General features: G+C 45.0%; 16 protein-coding genes. 3 read left to right on the plus strand and 13 right to left on the minus strand.

Annotation, left to right across the window (positions count from 1 at the left end):
- Positions 1-32 precede the first annotated feature (32 nt).
- From deoA to FLM53_RS04835, 10 genes are all read right to left on the minus strand, one after another.
- Entirely contained in the window at positions 33-1,361 is a 1,329-nt protein-coding gene (gene deoA, locus FLM53_RS04790) for a thymidine phosphorylase (protein ID WP_176680382.1), read from the minus strand.
- A 111-nt stretch (positions 1,362-1,472) separates the two neighbouring features.
- Positions 1,473-2,249: a deoxyribose-phosphate aldolase gene (gene deoC / locus FLM53_RS04795; protein ID WP_048605645.1), complete on the minus strand. Its 777-nt coding sequence runs from the start codon at positions 2,247-2,249 to the stop codon at positions 1,473-1,475.
- A 518-nt stretch (positions 2,250-2,767) separates the two neighbouring features.
- The gene (locus tag FLM53_RS04800; RefSeq protein ID WP_017629634.1) at positions 2,768-4,030 is read right to left on the minus strand and encodes a NupC/NupG family nucleoside CNT transporter; all 1,263 of its coding nucleotides are present in this window, start codon (positions 4,028-4,030) and stop codon (positions 2,768-2,770) included.
- Positions 4,031-4,234: 204 nt separating this feature from the next.
- A complete protein-coding gene (locus tag FLM53_RS04805) occupies positions 4,235-5,047 on the minus strand; it encodes a TatD family hydrolase (protein WP_176680383.1) in 813 nt (270 codons plus the stop codon).
- Positions 5,028-5,183, minus strand: a complete 156-nt coding sequence (locus FLM53_RS04810) for a DUF5363 family protein (RefSeq protein ID WP_176680924.1) — start codon at positions 5,181-5,183, stop codon at positions 5,028-5,030. The genes FLM53_RS04805 and FLM53_RS04810 overlap by 20 nt, the downstream gene beginning before the upstream one ends.
- Before the next feature lie 98 nt (positions 5,184-5,281).
- A complete protein-coding gene (gene prfC, locus FLM53_RS04815; RefSeq protein WP_132762122.1) occupies positions 5,282-6,862 on the minus strand; it encodes a peptide chain release factor 3 in 1,581 nt (526 codons plus the stop codon).
- A gap of 160 nt (positions 6,863-7,022) precedes the next feature.
- Positions 7,023-7,478, minus strand: coding sequence for a ribosomal protein S18-alanine N-acetyltransferase (gene rimI, locus FLM53_RS04820; RefSeq protein WP_176680384.1), 456 nt, complete (start codon positions 7,476-7,478; stop codon positions 7,023-7,025).
- Positions 7,471-7,869 (minus strand): DNA polymerase III subunit psi, encoded by a 399-nt coding sequence (locus FLM53_RS04825; RefSeq protein WP_176680385.1) that lies wholly within the window; start codon positions 7,867-7,869, stop codon positions 7,471-7,473. Before FLM53_RS04825 ends, rimI begins: the two co-directional genes overlap by 8 nt.
- A 159-nt stretch (positions 7,870-8,028) precedes the next feature.
- Positions 8,029-8,532, minus strand: coding sequence for a GNAT family N-acetyltransferase (locus FLM53_RS04830; protein WP_176680386.1), 504 nt, complete (start codon positions 8,530-8,532; stop codon positions 8,029-8,031).
- A complete protein-coding gene (locus FLM53_RS04835; RefSeq protein WP_176680387.1) occupies positions 8,516-9,085 on the minus strand; it encodes an SCP2 domain-containing protein in 570 nt (189 codons plus the stop codon). Before FLM53_RS04835 ends, FLM53_RS04830 begins: the two co-directional genes overlap by 17 nt.
- A gap of 216 nt (positions 9,086-9,301) precedes the next feature.
- On the opposite strand from FLM53_RS04835, the gene FLM53_RS04840 reads away from it, so the two are divergent.
- The 3 genes from FLM53_RS04840 (at position 9,302) to FLM53_RS04850 (ending at position 13,432) form a co-directional block, all read left to right on the plus strand.
- Positions 9,302-11,341, plus strand: coding sequence for a bifunctional diguanylate cyclase/phosphodiesterase (locus FLM53_RS04840; RefSeq protein ID WP_017629626.1), 2,040 nt, complete (start codon positions 9,302-9,304; stop codon positions 11,339-11,341).
- 180 nt (positions 11,342-11,521) lie between these two features.
- A complete protein-coding gene (locus FLM53_RS04845) occupies positions 11,522-12,535 on the plus strand; it encodes a peptidase U32 family protein (protein WP_176680388.1) in 1,014 nt (337 codons plus the stop codon).
- Between the two features lie 18 nt (positions 12,536-12,553).
- Entirely contained in the window at positions 12,554-13,432 is an 879-nt protein-coding gene (locus tag FLM53_RS04850; protein ID WP_176680389.1) for a U32 family peptidase, read from the plus strand.
- 84 nt (positions 13,433-13,516) lie between these two features.
- Here FLM53_RS04850 and FLM53_RS04855 read toward each other — a convergent pair whose 3' ends face one another.
- From FLM53_RS04855 to nlpI, 3 genes are all read right to left on the minus strand, one after another.
- Positions 13,517-14,854, minus strand: coding sequence for an MATE family efflux transporter (locus FLM53_RS04855; protein ID WP_176680390.1), 1,338 nt, complete (start codon positions 14,852-14,854; stop codon positions 13,517-13,519).
- 89 nt (positions 14,855-14,943) lie between these two features.
- Entirely contained in the window at positions 14,944-15,351 is a 408-nt protein-coding gene (locus tag FLM53_RS04860) for a MarR family winged helix-turn-helix transcriptional regulator (protein ID WP_176680391.1), read from the minus strand.
- A gap of 142 nt (positions 15,352-15,493) precedes the next feature.
- On the minus strand, positions 15,494-16,417 hold the full coding sequence (gene nlpI / locus FLM53_RS04865; RefSeq protein WP_017633286.1) for a lipoprotein NlpI: 924 nt from the start codon (positions 16,415-16,417) through the stop codon (positions 15,494-15,496).
- Between the last annotated feature and the right edge of the window lie 78 nt (positions 16,418-16,495).

The following is a 16,495-nucleotide window of genomic DNA, read 5'->3' on the forward strand; positions in this document are numbered from 1 at the left end:
CGGCATACACTAGGTATGCCGAACCCTGTTATTTACACGTCTTCAGAACGAATCTGACGGTAAACGTCTGGCGTTGCTGTATATTCTCCGCCCACAGTGATTGCATTTTGTAATGCTGTTGCAGCTTCTTGCCACTGTTGTTCGTTGCGAGCATGAATCATTGCTAATGGTTTATCTTCACTTGCCACTTCGCCAAGACGAATGAAGTGATCAAAACCGACTGCGTAATCAATGCTGTCCGTTGCTACGCGGCGACCACCGCCCATACCAACTACAGCCATACCAATTGCACGAGTATCCATTGCTGATACCACACCGCTTTCTAGCGCGTACACTGGCTTAACAATTTCTGCTTTTTCTAGGTAGTTATCGTAGTTCGCTACGAAATCTGCTGGACCACCAAGGCCCGCTACCATTTTACCGAAGCACTCTGCTGCTTTACCGTTATCCAGTACTGCCATCAGTTTTTCGCGCGCTTCGTCTGAATCTTTTGCAAGGTTACCCAACACCAGCATTTCAGCACACGATGCCATCGTAATTTCTAGCAAACGTGGGTTACGGTATTCGCCCGTAAGGAATTGAACCGCTTCACGTACTTCTACTGCGTTACCCGCCGAAGAAGCCAGAACTTGGTTCATGTCCGTTAGGATTGCTGTTGTCTTAGTGCCTGCACCGTTTGCTACTGCAACGATCGATTTCGCTAGCTCTTCAGACGCTTCGTAAGTCGGCATGAATGCACCTGAACCTACTTTTACATCCATCACTAGAGAATCAAGGCCAGCAGCCAGTTTCTTAGATAGGATTGAAGCCGTGATCAGCGAGATATTATCTACGGTTGCTGTGATATCACGAGTCGCGTAAACACGCTTATCAGCAGGAGCTAGATCACCAGTTTGACCGATGATCGCTACGCCAGCATCTTTGGTTACTTCACCGAACACATCGTTAGTTGGTGTAATGTTGTAACCAGGAATAGATTCAAGCTTGTCTAGGGTGCCGCCAGTGTGGCCTAAACCACGACCAGAGATCATTGGAACGAAACCACCACATGCTGCCACCATAGGGCCAAGCATCAGAGAAGTTACGTCACCAACACCACCAGTAGAGTGTTTATCAACGATTGGGCCATCAAAGTTCATGTGGCTCCAGTCAATCACCATGCCTGAGTCACGCATTGCACACGTTAGTGCGATACGTTCTGGCATTGTCATTTCGTTAAAGAAGATAGCCATTGCGAATGCTGCAATTTGGCCTTCAGAAACCGTGTTCTTAGCTACGCCTTGAATGAAGAAGTTAATTTCTTCAGCAGTTAGGACTTCGCCATCACGTTTTCTGCGAATAATTTCTTGAGGTAGATACATTAGTGCCTCCCAAACTCTAGTGAGTATGGTTTGTAGGGGAAAGAGGTAATATGGAGTGACTTAACGCCACTCCATCAAACAGACTAAATCTTGTTACACCCGATTGGGATATTAGTATGCTGCTGGATCAGCAGTTTGGTCTGTCACTTCTAATGTATTAAGAAGGTTAGTTAGTAGGCTTGAAGCACCAAAACGGTAGTGCATGTTGTCTGCCCACTCAGCGCCTAGTAGTTCATCAGCCATTGCTAGGTATAGTGCTGCATCTTCCGCAGTACGTACGCCACCAGCAGGTTTGAAACCAACTGTTTTAGCAACGCCCATGTCACGAATAACTTCAAGCATCATGCGTGCGAACTCTGGAGTCGCGTTTACTGGCACTTTACCTGTTGAAGTTTTGATGAAGTCTGCACCAGCTTCGATACAGATTTGAGAAGCTTTCTTGATCAGTGCTTCTTCTTTCAGTTCACCTGTTTCGATGATCACTTTAAGCGTGATGTCACCACAAGCTGCTTTACATTGCTTAACTAGCTCAAAGCCAACTTCTTCGTTGCCAGCAATAAGAGCACGGTATGGGAATACTACGTCAACTTCATCTGCGCCGTACGCTACTGCTGCTTTTGTTTCTGCAACAGCAATTTCGATGTCGTCATTACCATGAGGGAAGTTAGTTACAGTCGCAATGCGTACTTCTGGAGTACCTTGCTCACGCAACGCTTTCTTAGCTGCTGGGATAAAGCGAGGGTAAATACAGATTGCAGCTGTGTTGCCTACTGCAGTCTTCGCGTCATGACAAAGCGCCACTACTTTCTCAGTAGTATCGTCGTCATTTAGCGTAGTTAGGTCCATAAGTTTAAGTGCACGTAGAGCTGCTGCTTTTAAATCGCTCATTTCTATCTCCGATCAATATATTCAAATAGTTAACTACTTCGCCCTCCATCCAGTATAGATGGATATTTTAGTAATGCTCAGTAGTCACAAATGAACGGACTTGGTTCCCTGAAGACTTGATAACTTTCGCTACCAATTGCAATCCTTGTCACCGCACAGTACCAGTTTGGTCTATGGCACAACAAATCAGTCATGTTGTGTCTAACATCTATAGCGTATCGCTAAGTTTGGCTTAATCCCAGAAGAATAACCTTTGGACGAATCCTAGCGGTCACTTTCTTGCCAAAAGAGACATCCTATCCCTTAAGCTTATACATTATAGGTATCCATCAATAAATTGTAGTGCTCCTTAGAACGCAAACGGTTTGTATCTCAAAAAAACATTCTAGACCTATTAATCGACTTCAAGCTGATGCTTATGCCAAAGAATCACTAGGCCTAAAAACAAAAAAGCCCCGCAGCAATTTCTTGCTACGGGGCGATATTATTATGGCGTCTATATATCTAAATCTACTTGATTAGAAAGATAGGAAGAAGCCAGCAATTGTTGCTGCCATCAGGTTAGATAGAGTACCAGCAATTACCGCTTTAACACCCATACGTGCGATGTCGTGGCGACGGCTTGGTGCAATACCACCTAGACCACCTAGAAGAATCGCAATAGAAGAAAGGTTTGCGAAACCACATAGTGCGAATGCGATGATTGCTTGAGTCTTCTCAGACATCACTTGGCCAGTTGCTGCAACAACTTGAGCGTTTTCACCAACGTATGGTACGAAGTTTAGGTATGCAACGAATTCGTTAACAACTGTCTTCTGACCAATGAAAGAACCAGCGATAGTTGCTTCTTCCCATGGAACACCAATGATGAATGCTAGTGGTGCGAAGATCCAACCTAGAAGAAGTTCTAGAGTTAGGTTTTCCATACCAACCCAACCACCGATGCCACCTAGGATACCGTTGATTAGAGCAATTAGACCGATGAATGCTAGTAGCATTGCACCTACGTTTAGAGCTAGTTGTAGACCAACTGATGCGCCACCTGCTGCTGCGTCGATAACGTTAGCTGGTTTGTCATCGCCACCGTCCATTTCGTCAGCGATGTTGTCGTCTGGCTTATCAGTTTCAGGCTTGATGATTTTAGCGAATAGTAGACCACCAGGTGCTGCCATGAATGACGCTGCAACTAGGTACTCTAGAGGTACACCCATAGATGCGTAACCTGCTAGTACACCACCAGCTACAGAAGCCAAACCACCACACATTACTGCGAATAGTTCAGAGTTTGTCATTTTAGGAACAAATGGACGAACAACTAGAGGTGCTTCAGTTTGACCAACGAAGATGTTTGCTGCTGCAGACATAGACTCGGCGCGAGAAGTACCTAGAGCTTTCTGAAGACCACCACCAAGAACTTTGATTACAATTTGCATTACACCAATGTAGTAAAGTACAGAGATAAGTGCAGAGAAGAAAATCAGAGTTGGTAGTACTTGGAAAGCAAAGATGAAACCGATACCGTCAACTGAGAAGTTAACTAGGCTGCCGAATAGGAAACCAGTACCGTCTTTACCGTAGTCGATCACGTTTGCTACACCAGCAGAGAAACCTGCAAGTAGATCACGACCCCAAGGGATGTAAAGTACGAATGCACCAAGTGCGAATTGGATAGCGAAAGCGCCACCCACTGTTCTTAGATTAATAGCTTTGCGGTTGTCAGATAGTAGTACTGCGATTGCGATCAGTGCAACCATTCCGACTAGGCTCATAAACAGGCTCATAGTTTATGACTTCCTTATTAGTTATTTATTGGCGTGTTACAAAATGGGGCTATAAAGCGGAGGCAATTATACTCATGCGACCACTAATAAAGTAATGCCGTCCTCACACTTTCGTAGAAGATTCATGTACCATTCACACGCAAATGTGACCCAAATCACAAGCTCAGTGCAATTTACGCAAACGATAAACAAAAACCTTCGATTTTATTCACATATACCGAATGCGCGATGGCTATTTTGCCAAATTTGCGCTGCAATCGATTGCTTTGGCTCTTTTCTAAGCAAAAAAAGTTCATTTAAGATCGTAACTAAATATTTGGAATGATTAACATTTCCTTGGTTTCCATGCATGGGCATGTCCGGAGCATCCGTTTCCAATACCAAGTATTCAAGGGGCAATTTTGCGATGGTTGTGCGTGTTTTTTGCGCTCTTGGGTAAGTTATCGTTCCACCGACGCCAATATAGAAACCGAGCTTGATCCAAGCCAAAGCCTGCTGTTCACTCCCCGAAAAACCATGAATCACACCACCTAAGGTGAACTTGTGCTGCTTTATTAGCTCAATAAGTCGGTTGTATGACTTCCTCTCATGGATGATTAAAGGCAGGTCAAACGCCTTCGCAAGCTCCATTTGTTGGATAAAAAAACGCTCTTGTTTTTCCTTTTCGACGTCGACAAAGAAGTCGAGTCCACACTCTCCTACCGCGATACACTGGCTGTTTTTTGAAGAGAGTAACTGGCGAAGTTCTGAAAATTGCGCCTCATCCGCTTGATCTAAAAAGTACGGGTGGAAGCCTAATGCATAGTAAATATTAGGGTGAGATTGAGCGATTTTATCGAGTTTCCGCCAATTACTTTGACCAATAGAAGGAATCAGCAGCTTCTCAACTTGGGCTTGTTTCGCTTCTTTTAGGTAACCATCAAGACTTTGCTCAACTGAAAAACCGCTGTCAAAGGCGTCAAAGTCCGCATGGCAATGGGTATCAAATAGCGGAAAATCACTTAATTCTGGTGTCATCTTCCCCACTCTCTGTTTGTTGTCTTTGAGGATCACGACGATGAGGCACACAGCTGCGCTTATTCTCAGGTGTTAAACCAAGCTCCTCGCACCACTTATCGTATTTCTTAATCCAAACTTTTATCCAACCGAACATCATAACCTCACGACTCTTACTTCAAATGACACGCATTAAAAAACGCCTATTGCAGAACAATAGACGTTTTTGTTTAACTCGAATAGAGCGCGGAGTAATTAGTGCTCGCGCGTCGCTCGGAACTGAACTTCTGGGAAACGTTCAGAAGCTAGGTTCAAGTTCACCATAGTTGGGGCGATGTAAGACAGGTTGTCACCGCCATCTAGCGCTAGGTTAGATTGGTTCTTACGTTTGAACTCTTCCAGTTTCTTAGCGTCGTCACACTCAACCCAGCGAGCTGTTGCAACGTTAACACCTTCGTAGATAGCTTCTACGTTGTATTCTGCTTTCAAGCGCGCTACAACCACGTCGAACTGAAGTACACCAACCGCACCAACGATCAGGTCGTTGTTCTGCATTGGACGGAATACTTGCACAGCGCCCTCTTCTGAAAGCTGAACCAAACCTTTAAGAAGTTGCTTCTGCTTCAGTGGATCGCGTAGACGAATACGACGGAATAGCTCAGGTGCGAAGTTTGGAATACCAGAGAACTTCAGGCTTTCACCTTGAGTAAAGGTATCACCAATTTGGATTGTGCCGTGGTTGTGCAGACCAATGATATCGCCCGCGTACGCTTTCTCAGCTCGCGCACGGTCACCCGCCATGAAGGTTACCGCATCAGAGATACTTACGTTCTTGCCAGTACGAACATGGTTCATCTTCATACCTTGGTTGTAAGTACCCGATACGATACGCATGAATGCGATACGGTCACGGTGCTTCGGATCCATGTTTGCTTGGATCTTAAATACGAAGCCAGAAAATTTCTCTTCTGTAGCCACAACATCACGCTCGTTCGCTTGGCGAGTTTGCGGTGCCGGTGCCCACTTCGTTAGACCATCTAGCATGTGGTCAACACCAAAGTTACCCAGTGCGGTACCGAAGTAAACAGGCGTTAGTTCACCAGCAAGGAACAAGTCGTGATCAAATTCAGGACAAGCACCGATAACAAGCTCTAGCTCTTCACGCACGCTTTCAGCAAGATCGTCACCTACCGCTTCATTTAGCTCAGGGTTATCTAGACCTTTGATGATACGTACTTCTTGGATCTCATGACCATGGCCAGATTCGTACAAGATCGTTTCATCACGGTGAATGTGGTAAACACCTTTAAACTCTTTACCACAACCAATTGGCCATGAGATTGGAGAACAAGCCATACCCAGCTCGCTTTCCACTTCATCAAGCACTTCCATCGGGTCACGAACGTCACGGTCAAGTTTGTTCATAAACGTTACGATTGGCGTATCACGTAGACGTGTTACTTCCATTAGTTTACGAGTACGATCCTCGACACCTTTCGCAGCATCGATAACCATCAAACAAGAGTCAACCGCAGTTAGTGTACGGTACGTATCTTCCGAGAAATCTTCGTGTCCTGGAGTATCTAGTAAGTTTACTAGGCAATCATTGTATGGGAATTGCATTACCGACGTAGTTACCGAGATACCACGTTCTTTTTCCATCTCCATCCAGTCAGATTTAGCGTGCTGGTTAGAGCCACGGCCTTTAACGGTACCCGCTTTCTGAATCGCGTTTCCGAATAAAAGAACTTTTTCAGTAATCGTGGTTTTACCCGCATCCGGGTGAGAGATAATTGCAAACGTTCTACGTTTGCTCACTTCTTGTTGGAAAGACATAGTCGCCCTTTGCTGATCTAAAGCGTAAAAAGGGCAAGTAGATAATACTTGCCCTTGAATTCTGTGTGCGGATTATACAGAAAGCGTATCACTTTCTAAAGGGTCAGTTTGCACCCTATTTTGTCGCTTATTCTCTGCTTAGCGAAAAGCGACAAGGTGACTAGCTAAAAGACATAAAAAGATAGCTCATAATGATCGCATCTTCATTGCCTTGCTTAGTTGGGTAATAGTTACGACGGCGGTCGACTTCGTTGAAACCGGCTTTCTCATACAGGTTAAACGCGTTCACGTTACTCTCGCGAACTTCCAGCCAAGCACTTTCCGCGTCAGCTTGCTCACACATATCAAGAAAATGCTCGGTCAGCGCTTTACCATAACCTTTACCTTGCTGGCTTGGGTCGACAGCAATATTAAGCAGCGTGACTTCACCAACGATATTCTGTGCGAAGAAATACCCAACCACCTCCCCATCGACTTCAAGCACATGGTGGCAAGCACCTCGGCTATCGAGATCGCGAACCATGGTTTCAGACCAAGGGTGAGAATGCGCGGTCTGCTCTATCTGCCAAATAGCGTCTAGGTGTTGTTGTGAAGTCGGTAAAAATTGATTAGTCATAAGCACAAATTTGTTGCCATAAGTCGCGGCGGTGTTGGTTATTACCATTAATGTCAGACAGTAATGGGGATTGTAATGTTTTTGCTTTCAACTCTTGGGCAGACTCACAACCTGCAAACCACACCCATTCAACATCACCAAGCTCGATAGAATACAGGTGTTGAGGCTGAATATGTAAGGCTTGAGATAAGTCGAGCTTGATACTTTTGAGTACACGCTCAAACATCACGGCGAGGTCTTCCTGAGGCTTTTCAGGCGATACCAGCAGTAACTTGCAATCGTTAGAGAGCGGAGTCAATTCAGATTCATAGCCCGCCAAACGCTCTGGGTGGCTAAGCTCCCATTGGCTAATGCCCATCTCTTGCAGGTATTGTGCGTGTGTTTGTGACATATCTAGCGGTTATAACCTTAGGTTGATAGTGGGTGGCTTATTAGAGCAGAGTTAAAACGAGCTCATCAGAGTTGGACTGATACTAACAAAAAATAAAGGAGCATCAAGCTCCTTTATTTAGACTAAATCAGTTTGCATTATATTGCGTGAGAAATAGGCTTATAAGTCGTTGAACTCAGGACTATAAGCAATCTCACCAGAATGCCCGACAAGCGCACCTTCAACTAACTCGATAGCTTGAAAAGCTCCCTCAGGCACATCCCAAGCGCAGCTCAAACCAAACTCACTCGCAGCCTTGAAACCAAAGCGACCGTAATAGGCAGGATCACCAAGCACAACACCGGCTGGGTAACCGAAATCAACCAAAGTAGAGAAAGCATCTTCAACCAGTGATTTAGCAATGCCTTGGTTGCGGAACTCTTCTTTCACAGCAAGTGGCGCAAGCCCCTGCCAGTTGTGATCTTCACCTTTAAGGGTAATTGGGCTAAACATCAGGTGACCAACCACCTCGCCTTCGTCAGAACAAGCCACCAGCGATAGCGTTAAATGACTATTCTCACGCAAGCTCATAACCAAATTAGCTTCTGCATCCGTTTCAAAAACAGATTTCAATAAACGATCAATGACAAGTATATCTGCCGGTGCTTCAGTTCGAATAAGCATTCATTACCTCACTTTGTGTATCTGGGGATTGTACTCCCTTCTGCACAAAATCAGCTAATTGATTTAACAAAGTTTTCATAGGAGTCGGCAATAAGTCCAAATCTACGCTATCCATCAAGTTTTTGACCTCTAAACCGAGCTCAGTATCACCTTCAATAGACAGTCTACGCTGGAAGAAAAGCGTATCTGGGTCTTCTTTACGCCCCGCAATCAACACAAGATCGTTGAGGTTTCCGCTAAAACTGACATCTTCAGCGACTTCTTTATCAGCTACAACCAGTTGCTCATTTTCGTAACTAATACACCAACTTAACCCCATATCTTTTATTGAAACTTTCAGCCACTTATCTTCTAAGAACTCAAAGTCACCGTCTTCTAAAGCTTCCTTGAAGACATTCTTCAGTGCTTCTAATAAGGCTCTTTTTTGTACTGTTTTAGGCAATAACTGGACTGGAGATCGCAAAATTGATGCGGCATTTTGAACTAGTTGAGTGCGAATCTTGTTTATCACGTGACTTATCCGTAACTTTGTCAATAATATGGAATGCATCATAGATGATGTTGAGATCTCAGTTACTGTTATGTATCAAATTAACTTCTGTTTGATACTCGACCTTTAATATCCTGAAAATCACAGTTATAGTAACTCAGGTAATGAGAATTACAGCGGATCGCTGCACTCACAGGTAAATATCGATAACCACACAAAAAGTAATAAATATTTATCGATAGTGAATATTCAAGCTCTTGGAGAATTGGTAGTACTTTGATGCCTCCCCAGCAACTACAACATTGGTTTACCCAGCTAACTGCAAATAGTCCGTTCTTTTTTGCAGTACTTGATGCTCAACATAACTATTTTATGGTGAATGAGCGTTACTGCGATATTGCTGGTTTGAGCCAAACAGAGCTTGCAGGCATGAATGACCGCCAAACCTTAGGCGAGCAATTCTACCAACATCTTAAGCCTTACTATGAGCGTGCCTTCAATGGCGAAACAATTGAGGCCGAAGTTACTCTCAACGAAACTGACCTCGATACCAGCCTTCATTTCAGCTTATCCCCTCTAGCAAACGGCAACAAAACTGACTACATCGTCTTTCATGCCTTCGATACATCTGAAAACCAAGTCCTTGTCCGTTCATTAGAAGAGTCCGAAGCGAAGTTCCACAAGCTCTCTCACTTACTCCCAGACGGATTACTCTTGGTTGAGAACGACTACATCTTGTCATCCAACCCAGCAGCAGCTCGCTTACTTGGTTTCAATTCCACTACTGAGTTGATTGGCGAAGAGTTAGGCCGCTTATTTATCGATGAACAAACCAAAACAGTCTTCAATAATAGCCTGAGTTCTATTATTTCTGAGTCTGGTTTGGTTTGCTTAACGGGCGCTCGATGTGGCTTCGAACGTAAGGTTCAACTCAACATCGACTCAACGGCCATTCTCGGCAGTAGCACCCAGCTTGTGCTTATCCAAGACGCGCAAGAAACCGCAAAACAATACACGCCCGCTAACAGTGAAGATGCTTATATCGACGCGTTAACCAAGCTCTACAACCGAGTTGGGTTTACCAAGCGCCTTGAGCAGTTCATTCACAACGACACGCCTGTTGTCATGCTCTACTTAGACATTGATAACTTTAAAAATATCAATGACTCACTGGGTCATCACATCGGTGACAAAGTGATTAAAGAGGTCGCTTCGCGTCTTAAACGCTTACTGCCTCGTCAAGCCGTTATCGGTCATTTAGGTGGTGACGAATTTGGTATTATTCTGCCAGAGCCTGAACATCAACGAACACCTGAAATGCTCGCTGAAAAGATCATTTCCTTGATCAACCAACCCTTCGATCTTCACCACTTTAGTAAACGCTTAGCCTGCTCTATTGGTAGTGTAAGCTTTCCTCAAGATGGTACTGATGCTCGCATCCTTCTGCAAAATGCCGACACTGCGATGTATGAGGCGAAAGATCGTGGTCGCAACCGCCTGATCAAGTTCAACGAACAGATGAACAAAGAAGCGCGTATGCGACTGTGGCTGGAGATTGAGCTTCAAAAAGCGCTGCAACAAAACGGACTCGAGGTTTGGTACCAACCAAAAGTAAACGCCCGTGATTTCACCATCAATGGTGCAGAAGCTCTAGTTCGTTGGAAGCACCCAGTAGAAGGCTACATCAGCCCTGCCGCCTTCATCCCAGTTGCAGAACGTGCAGGTCTTATCGAGCAGCTTGGTCGTGTGGTAATGCGTGAAGTATTTGCGACCGTTAAACGCTGGAAGATGCAGGGGATCCTGCCAGGGCGTGTGGCAATCAACCTTTCTCCCGAACAGTTTGGTAACCCGAAACTGATTGATTACATGGAAAAGCTGCTGCGTTCGACAGAGCTAGACCCAAGTGCAATTACGTTTGAGCTGACAGAAAGTGCAGTGATGAGTGACAGTGAACACACGCTGCAAATGCTCAACGCCATCAAGAAACTCGGCTTCGCCCTATCGATTGATGATTTCGGTACCGGTTATTCTTCCCTGTCTTACCTTGCTCGCTTCCCAATTGATGAGCTTAAGATCGACCGTGCTTTCATCTCGGATATCGATACGCTACCTAAACAAATCACTGTGATTGAAAACATCATCAATCTGGGTAAATCTCTCGATTTAACTGTGGTTGCTGAAGGTGTCGAAACCAGTGAACAAGCGACTCTACTGTCGAACCTCAACTGTAGCTCCATTCAAGGTTTCCACTTCTATCGCCCACAACCTAAACAAGATGTTGAAGAGCTGTTCGCACAAAACCGCCGTCATAAAAACTAATTAGACGATTCGAATACGCACCGCGTTCCAAGCCAAAGCAACACACAAAACCACCGCTCGTCAGTACCTCAAACGGAGTAAAAGCAGATTTATCCATCTAAACCTGCCTTACATCAATTCCGTCATTCACAATTCTTCATAAAATGCTCGCTTCAACTTAATTCTACTGGTAGTGAGCAAATGGAACTCTTATGCCCAGCGGGTAACTTACCTGCTTTGAAAACCGCCATTGATTGCGGTGCGGATGCTGTCTATATCGGATTCAAAGACGATACCAATGCCCGACACTTTGCAGGCCTAAACTTTGCGGGTAAAAAGCTCAATCGTGCTGTGCAGTATGTGCATGACCGCAACAAGAAAATTCATGTTGCCTTAAATACGTTTGCTCACCCAAATGGCTTCGAACGCTGGACTAATGCTGTAGACAACGCAGCTGCGCTGGGTGTCGATGCACTGATCATCGCAGACATCGCGGTACTTGAGTACGCAGCAAACAAGTATCCTGATCTTGAACTGCACTTATCTGTACAAGCATCCGCGACCAATGCCGCTGCTATCGACTTCTACCATAAAAACTTCAACGTTAAGCGTGTGGTATTACCGCGTGTATTATCGATTCATCAGGTTAAACAGCTTTCTCGTAACATCACTTCTGACGTTGACCTTGAAGTATTCGCTTTCGGTAGTTTGTGTATCATGGCAGAAGGGCGTTGCTACCTCTCTTCATACATGACAGGTGAATCACCAAATACGGTTGGTGCATGCTCTCCTGCGAAATACGTTCGCTGGCAAGAGACAGAAACAGGCCTAGAGTCTCGCTTGAATGAGATCCTTATCGATAAGTATGAAGCAGGTGAGAACGCGGGCTACCCAACGCTGTGTAAAGGTCGCTTCGAAGCGGAGATAGACGGTGAACGTAAGCGCTACCATGCACTTGAAGAGCCAACTAGCCTTAACACATTATCAATGCTTCCTGAGTTGTTCGCTGCGAATGTTGCTTCAGTGAAGATCGAAGGTCGTCAACGTAGCCCTGCTTATGTAGAACAAGTAACTCGCACTTGGCGCGCAGCCATCGACCGCTACTTAGCAAATCCAGAACAATACCAAGTAGAACAAGCTTGGAATGCGACACTGGCGAATGTATCGGAAGGTACACAAACCACGCTTGGCGCTTATCACCGTAAATGGCAATAGAGCCAAATGGAGAACTCAATGAAATACGCATTAGGCCCTCTACTTTATTTCTGGCCAAAACAAGACGTTGAAAGCTTCTATGAGCAAGCGAAATCAAGCTCTGCTGATATCATCTACTTAGGTGAAGCCGTATGCTCAAAACGTCGTGAGATGAAAGCGAAACACTGGATGGACATCGCTAAAGAGCTGTCTGCTTCAGGTAAGCAAGTGGTGCTGTCGACCATGGCATTGCTAGAAGCGCCAAGCGAAGTCAACATCATGAAGAAGTACATTGATAACGGTGACTTCGCCATTGAAGCCAATGACGTGTCTGCGATTCAACTGGCAAGCGAAAGCAAGGTGCCTTTCGTTGTTGGCCCAGCAGTAAACACCTACAACGCACGCACGCTGAACCTGTTCCTAAAGCAAGGCATGACGCGCTGGTGTATGCCTGTCGAGCTTTCTCGTGAATGGCTAAGCAACGTCATGACGCAGTGTGAAGAGCTGAATATTCGTAACAAGTTCGAAGTCGAAGTATTTAGCCACGGTTACTTGCCTCTTGCTTACTCAGCACGCTGCTTTACGGCTCGTGCAGAAAACAAAGCGAAAGACGATTGTGAAACCTGCTGTATCAAATACCCAACCGGACTACAGGTCGAGAGCCAGGAAGGCCAATCGGTATTCAACCTTAACGGTATCCAGACCCAATCGGGTTACTGCTACAACCTAGTGAATGATTTACCCAACATGCACGACTTGGTTGATGTGGTTCGTTTAAGTCCGCTCGGCATCGATACCTTCTCTGAAATTAATAACTTCAGAGCTAACGAACAAGGTCAAAACCCGATGAAGATTGAAAGCCGCCAATGTAATGGTTACTGGCATCAACTTGCAGGTTTAGACGTAAAAAACATCTAGTTCGATAATTAAACCTATCAGCTACAGATGCAAAAAAGGTCTAGCATTCGCTAGACCTTTTTAGTTCGACTTAAGAAAAGCGACCTATGCCGTCGCTGTTTCCATCGACGAAGCATCGAGCTTCTTTACGTCTTTGTAGAGCATCACCATCACCACCACGCTTAACGCAATATTAGACAGTGGATACGCAATCCAGATCCCCGGCACACCGTACAACTTCGGCATGATGTACAAGAAAGGCAGTTGGATAAGCATATTGCCTATCGTCACAAACATCGCTTTGCTGCCCTTGTTGACCGCTTGGTAATAAGCACCCGCTACCACTAAGAAACCATCCAGCGCCAATGCAAACATGTGTAGTCGAATACCCAACACTGTGTACTCTACTAGCTGTGGTTCGTCTGAGTTAAAGACTGACACAAACTCACGTGGGAAGGCGTTAAGAAGCAACACAAACACCACACCAATCAATACTGAACTCAACATAGCAATCTTAAGTAACTTACGAATATTCGCTTGGTTACGCGCACCATGGTTGTAACTCACTAATGGTTGCATACCGTTGGCGATACCTTCTGCTGTGAGATAATAAACCGTCACTATGTAGCCCAAGATAGCGTAAGCACCAATCATCAACTGGTCGCCATATTGAGAGAACAACGCATTATGTAGCGCCACCATCATCGAGCCATAGGCGTACATAAAGAAGCTTGATGTACCAATCGCGAAGATCTGTGGGATAACCGAGAGCTTCAATCGCAGTTCATTCCAACGTAAGCGTAAGTTTGCTCGACGTGAGAAGAAGTAAGCCAGACCCAAGCCCGTTACGACAAATTGTGCAATTGCGGTTGCTAGTGCCGCACCCATCAACTCCCAACCAAACTGAGCAATAAACAAGTAATCGAGAACGATATTAATCACCGCACCGACAATCATCAGGATCGTAGCTAAGTTCGGGCTGTCGTCATTACGCAGTAGAAACGGCATCGCGATAGAACCTAAAGTGAAGACGCTAGCACCAATCAGGATATGTAAATATTGCAGGCCAAGTTCATACACACGCCCTTCTGCACCCTGCCAAAGCAAAAAGTTGTCGGCAAACAGATACAGTAACGCGGAAACAATCGGCGTTATCGCCAGTAGCAAGGTTAGACCGGTCGCCAGGATCTGCTTAGCACCTTGAGTGTCTTTTTCACCTTGTCGAATCGAGACAAGCGCACCAGTACCTACGCCCACCAACATACCAATACCGAGAATCGAACCAATCACAGGCCACGCGACGTTAATACCCGCGAGTCCATCAGCGCCAACATAACGGCCAATGAAAATGCCATCCACCACTTGGTACAGGCCATTAACCAACATCGCCGCCACGGTAGGGATTGTGTATCGCCAAAATTGACGACTAATTGAGTTACTCATTTCTTACTCTACTTTCATTTGTGAGTCGTATATCAACGAGACATGACTCGGAAAATTAGTTAACAAGGCTAACTAAATATCTAAATTATTTACTTCAAAGCTTTATCTAGTAATAGGTTTAGTTGCTGAGATTCTTGCTCAGATAAACGGCTTTCTAGTATTTGAGCCATGACCTGATAGATCTTACTCTCTTCTTCTAAACCCAACTCCGCTTTGTTGGTCAATACCACTAACTTGGATCTTGCATCTTCAAGTGACGCCTTGCGCTCAACTAGGCCTTTTCTCTCAAGCCTTTGAACCATAGTGGTCGCTGAGGGCTTAGTCACCTGCATTTCAATGGCAAGATCGGTCAATCGAATCGGCTCTGGTGAAGCCTGTATGACCTTCAGATAATCATACTCGTTGAAGCTCAATTGGCAGATCGGATCTTCATTCACCTGAGTGCGCCATATCTTAGAGGCGAAGCGCTCAATCTTTTCTAAATTCTGGTTTAGCATACTCACCCAATCAAAGAAAAACATTTAGTTAGCAAGGCTAACTATTTTAATATTGTTTAAATAAAAAGCAATCAAAACGAGATAAAGATCATAAAAAAAGCCGCTGACAGGCAGCGGCTTCTTAATATTCATGATGTATTGCTTATCGAGCGTTAGCTTCTTCTTCGGCCTCTGCCAACTTAGCTTGAGCTAAATGTTCGGCTTTAAGCGTAGTAAAGATACGGCTTAACTCTAAGAAAGAGTATCGGTGCTCTACGTATTCATACACGTTGAAAGACACTGACAGCTTATACAAAGAGATCGCATTCGCGTAGTCACCATTCATATGGTAACGCTTAGCTAGGTAGAAGTAAGTCTCTGTTAGGCGCTGTGCGAGTAACGTGTTGTCACGAGTACCGGTTAAGATCGCCTTGAAAGCCTGCTCTTCGGTAATGTCATCAAGCATGATGGCAACTAACACCCATCCCCACTGCTCATCACGGCTTTCGTAACGCTTTTGTAAATCCAGCTTAGCTTGTTCTGGCGTGAGTTCATGCTGAATGATGTACAACCACAAAGCACGGAACGGATCGCTAGGATCATCGGCGTAGTGCTTCATCATCTCTTCATTAGCTAAGTCGTAACGTTCGCCGTAGTAGAGAGCAATAGAGCGGTTTCTTTCTGCATAAGAGTTTGCAGGATCAAGCTCTAGAGTAGAATCAAAAGACTCGTAAGCCGCATCAAACTCCCCTACCTGCGTAAAGTAAACACCCAAAAGATTGAAGATATCAGGTTGAGCTGGGTTCAATGAAAGAGATTGGTTGAAGTCGAGACGCGCTAAGTCACGCAGACCAACACTGTCGTAATAGTTACCACGTTCAAACAGCATCTTAGCTCGAACTTCATCGTTCAAATCTGGGCGCTGCAATAACTGACTAAGGCGTGCAATTTGAACTTCTTGCTGAACACTTGGTTGTAGTGGCACAGCCATTGGTGGATAAACCCAACGTGAGGCGTTATCTGATGTTGTTGCACAACCAGTTAGTACAAGCAGTAAACACATACTCGCGGTTTGAAACCATTTCACAAATAATTACTCCTGTTATGACCGCAATAAAAAAGGGGAGCGATATGCTCCCCTTTATAACATGCTTTGTTGACGATA

This window comes from Vibrio sp. Scap24, assembly GCF_013394185.1.
Taxonomy (GTDB): domain Bacteria; phylum Pseudomonadota; class Gammaproteobacteria; order Enterobacterales; family Vibrionaceae; genus Vibrio; species Vibrio pomeroyi.

Bases quoted from the DNA above. Each gene is read 5' to 3' on its own strand.
- FLM53_RS04810 (WP_176680924.1), bottom strand. From the start codon at position 5,183: ATGTTCGGTTGGATAAAAGTTTGGATTAAGAAATACGATAAGTGGTGC.
- FLM53_RS04840 (WP_017629626.1), top strand. From the start codon at position 9,302: ATGCCTCCCCAGCAACTACAACATTGGTTTACCCAGCTAACTGCAAAT.
- FLM53_RS04830 (WP_176680386.1), bottom strand. From the start codon at position 8,532: ATGCTTATTCGAACTGAAGCACCGGCAGATATACTTGTCATTGATCGT.
- FLM53_RS04860 (WP_176680391.1), bottom strand. From the start codon at position 15,351: ATGCTAAACCAGAATTTAGAAAAGATTGAGCGCTTCGCCTCTAAGATA.
- FLM53_RS04800 (WP_017629634.1), bottom strand. From the start codon at position 4,030: ATGAGCCTGTTTATGAGCCTAGTCGGAATGGTTGCACTGATCGCAATC.
- FLM53_RS04805 (WP_176680383.1), bottom strand. From the start codon at position 5,047: ATGACACCAGAATTAAGTGATTTTCCGCTATTTGATACCCATTGCCAT.
- FLM53_RS04850 (WP_176680389.1), top strand. From the start codon at position 12,554: ATGAAATACGCATTAGGCCCTCTACTTTATTTCTGGCCAAAACAAGAC.
- rimI (WP_176680384.1), bottom strand. From the start codon at position 7,478: ATGACTAATCAATTTTTACCGACTTCACAACAACACCTAGACGCTATT.
- FLM53_RS04825 (WP_176680385.1), bottom strand. From the start codon at position 7,869: ATGTCACAAACACACGCACAATACCTGCAAGAGATGGGCATTAGCCAA.
- deoC (WP_048605645.1), bottom strand. From the start codon at position 2,249: ATGAGCGATTTAAAAGCAGCAGCTCTACGTGCACTTAAACTTATGGAC.
- FLM53_RS04835 (WP_176680387.1), bottom strand. From the start codon at position 9,085: ATGATGCATTCCATATTATTGACAAAGTTACGGATAAGTCACGTGATA.
- deoA (WP_176680382.1), bottom strand. From the start codon at position 1,361: ATGTATCTACCTCAAGAAATTATTCGCAGAAAACGTGATGGCGAAGTC.
- prfC (WP_132762122.1), bottom strand. From the start codon at position 6,862: ATGTCTTTCCAACAAGAAGTGAGCAAACGTAGAACGTTTGCAATTATC.
- FLM53_RS04845 (WP_176680388.1), top strand. From the start codon at position 11,522: ATGGAACTCTTATGCCCAGCGGGTAACTTACCTGCTTTGAAAACCGCC.
- FLM53_RS04855 (WP_176680390.1), bottom strand. From the start codon at position 14,854: ATGAGTAACTCAATTAGTCGTCAATTTTGGCGATACACAATCCCTACC.